Here is a 3,160-nt window from a genome sequence, read left to right as displayed (position 1 = left end):
GGCCGCCGGCTCCACGGCCGACCTGCTGGCCGCGCTCGCCGGCGGCGGCTGTCCCGTCGCCCACGTCCGTCCGACCGGCGTCGCCCCCGCGCCCGGCGCCCTGCGCTGGACGCTCCCCGGCTGGACCGGCCCGCTCGACCTGCTCCTCGTCGTCAGCCCTGACGGCACCGAGCCCGGCCTCGCCCTGCTGCTGGAACAGGCGTACCGGCGTGGCTGCTCCGTCGTCTGCGTCACCCCGGCCGGCACCCCGCTCGCCGACGCCACCGCCCAGGCCCGCGGCCTCGCCATCCCGCTGACCAGCACCCCGTACGAGACCACGATGGCCGGCGACGACGCCCCCGCGCGGCCGGAGAACGGCGAGAACGTCCTGCCGACCGGGCCCGGCACGCTCTGGTCCCTGCTCACCCCGCTGCTCGTGCTCGGCGACCGCATCGGCCTGTTCGAGGCCCCGCACTCCGCCCTCGAGGCGCTCGCCGACCGGCTCGACCGGCTCGCCGAGCGCTGCGGTCCGGCCACCGCCACCTACGGCAATCCGGCGAAGACCCTCGCCGCCGAACTGGCCGACAGCCTCCCGCTCATCTGGACCGAGGGCGACCTCGCGGCCGCCGCCGGCCGTCGCTTCGCGACCGTCCTCGCCGCCCTGGCCGGCCGCCCGGCGCTCGCCGCCGAACTGCCCGAGGCGCTCACCGCGCACAGCGCCCTGCTCTCCGGCTCCTTCGCCGCCGGGGCCGACCCCGACGACTTCTTCCGCGACCGCGTCGACGACCCCGAGGCGCTGCACGCCCGCGTCGTCCTGCTGCGCGAGCGTGCCCCGGACATCACCTCGGCCGTACCCGGCGCCCGCGACCTGGCCCTGCACCGGGACACCCCGGTCAGCGAGCTGGAGGCCGGCGAGGGCGGGAGCGCTCTGGAGGTCGCCGCCGAGCTGCTGGCCGTCACCGACTTCGCCGCCGTCTACCTGGCCCTCGCCGGCACTCCCTAAGCCGTCAAGCCCGCGGCCCGCCTCGCGAGCCGGAGCGTGCCCGCGCGCGGGCACCCCGGACCCGCCCGTACCGCGCCGGACCCGTCCGTACAGTCAGGAATCGCCCCCATGGACCGCCTCGCCAACACCGTGCGCCCCTACGCCTGGGGCTCCACCACCGCGCTCCCCGGCCTGCTCGGCACCCCGGTGACCGGTGAACCCCAGGCCGAACTCTGGATGGGCGCCCACCCCGGCGCCCCCTCCCGCGTCGACCGGGGGGACGGGCCCCGCCCGCTCACCGAGGTCATCGCCGCCGACCCCGAGCGCGAGCTCGGCGCCCCGGCCGTCCGCGCCTTCGGCCCGCGGCTCCCGTTCCTGCTCAAGGTGCTCGCCGCCGCCGCCCCGCTCTCCCTCCAGGTGCACCCCGACCGCGCCCGCGCGGAGGCCGGCTTCGCCGCCGAGGAGGCCCGGGGCATCCCCCTCGACGCACCCCACCGCACCTACAAGGACCCACACCACAAGCCCGAACTCCTCTGCGCCCTCACGCCGTTCGACGGGCTGTGCGGCTTCCGCGACCCGGTGCGGACGGCGGACCTGTTCGCGGCCCTCGGCGTCGACGCGCTGAAGCCGTACGTCGACCTGCTGCACGCGCACCCGGCGGCCGACGCGCTCCGCGAGGTCCTGACCGCGATCCTGACCGCCGACCGCGCGGCGATGGCGGAGACCGTGGCGCAGGCGGCCGCCGCGGCCGAGCGGCTGGCCGGCGAGGACGGCCCGTACCGGGACGACTGCGCCGCCTACGCCTTCGTCGCCCGGCACTACCCCGGCGACCCGGGCGTCCTGGCCGCGATGCTCCTGAACCACGTCCGCCTCCAGCCCGGCGAGGCCCTGCACCTCGGCGCCGGCGTGCCGCACGCCTACCTGGACGGGCTCGGCGTCGAGATCATGGCCGGCTCGGACAACGTGCTGCGGTGCGGGCTGACCCCCAAGCACGTCGACGTCCCCGAGCTGTTGCGCGTCGTCCGCTTCGAGCCGACCGTCCCCGCCGTGCTCCGGCCCGAGGCCGGGCCGGACGAGGAGGAGGTGTACGAGGCGCCCGTCGACGAGTTCCGTCTCTCCCGGCGCGTACGGGCCGCCGGTGCGCCGCCCGTGGCCCTGGACGCGCCCGCTCCACAGATCTTGCTGTGCACCGCCGGCACCGCCCGCCTCAGCGGCGACGACGGCGAACTGGAGCTGGCGCAGGGCGAGTCCGCGTACGTTCCGGCAGGGGAGCGTGTGGAGCTGCGGGGGGAGTGCACGCTCTTCCGCGCCACGGTCGAGGTCTGAAGGCCGCCGGGCCGCCCCTGCTGACACAATGGCCCGCCGAAGGCGGCAAAGAAACAGCAAAGATCAACGCGGCGGCCGCCTGCCGGACTCACGGTGGAAGGGACACCCCGTTCGTATGAGTGCTCAAGGCGGAACCAAGGCCATCGTCGCCGCGCTGGGGGCCAACCTGGCCATCGCCGTGGCGAAGTTCGTCGCCTTCGCGTTCAGTGGCTCGTCGTCGATGCTCGCGGAGGGCGTGCACTCGGTCGCCGACTCCGGCAACCAGGCGCTGCTGCTGGTCGGCGGGAAGAAGGCGAAGAAGGCGGCGAGCGAGGAGCACCCCTTCGGCTACGGCCGCGAGCGGTACGTGTACGGCTTCCTCGTCGCCATCGTGCTGTTCACCATCGGCGGCGTCTTCGCCCTCTACGAGGGCTACGAGAAGATCCAGGACCCGCACGAGCTCGACAACTGGTACTGGCCGGTGGGCGTGCTCGTGTTCGCCGTCATCGCGGAGGGCTTCTCCTTCCGCACGGCCGTCGCCGAGTCCAACGAGCTGCGCGGCCGGCAGTCCTGGAAGCAGTTCGTCCGCACGGCCAAGGCGCCCGAGCTGCCCGTGGTCCTGCTGGAGGACTTCGGCGCCCTCGTCGGCCTCGTCCTCGCCCTCGTCGGCGTCGGCCTCACCGTCGCCACCGGCGACGGCGTCTGGGACGGCATCGGCACCCTCTGCATCGGCGCCCTCCTCGTCCTCATCGCCCTGGTCCTGGCCGCCGAGACCAAGTCCCTGCTGCTCGGCGAGGCCGCAGGTCCCGAGCAGGTCGCCCGCATCCGCGAGGCCGCCGTCGACGGCGCGACGGTGACGGGCGTCATCCACATGCGCACGCTCCACCTCGGCCC

At 75.4% G+C, this 3,160-nt stretch carries 3 protein-coding genes; all 3 read left to right on the top strand.

Features of this window, described 5'->3' with window-relative positions; translation table 11 throughout:
• Window positions 1-982, top strand: a 982-nt coding sequence (locus JNW98_RS33480; RefSeq protein WP_223772062.1) for an SIS domain-containing protein, incomplete at its 5' end; no start/stop codon positions are given.
• Window positions 983-1,090: 108 nt separating this feature from the next.
• Window positions 1,091-2,287 carry a mannose-6-phosphate isomerase, class I gene (gene manA, locus JNW98_RS33475; protein WP_223772061.1) on the top strand — a complete coding sequence of 399 codons (1,197 nt, stop codon included), beginning with the start codon at window positions 1,091-1,093 and terminating at the stop codon, window positions 2,285-2,287.
• A gap of 115 nt (window positions 2,288-2,402) precedes the next feature.
• On the top strand, window positions 2,403-3,160 hold a 758-nt coding region (locus JNW98_RS33470; RefSeq protein WP_223772060.1), incomplete at its 3' end, for a cation diffusion facilitator family transporter.

This window comes from Streptomyces huiliensis (assembly GCF_020037025.1).
GTDB lineage: Bacteria > Actinomycetota > Actinomycetes > Streptomycetales > Streptomycetaceae > Streptomyces > Streptomyces huiliensis.
The sequence above is the reverse complement of the archived record's forward strand: the minus strand, read 5'-3'. Positions and strand labels throughout refer to the sequence as shown.

Coding starts and splice junctions, on each gene's coding strand:
- manA (WP_223772061.1), top strand. CDS start 1,091: ATGGACCGCCTCGCCAACACCGTGCGCCCCTACGCCTGGGGCTCCACC.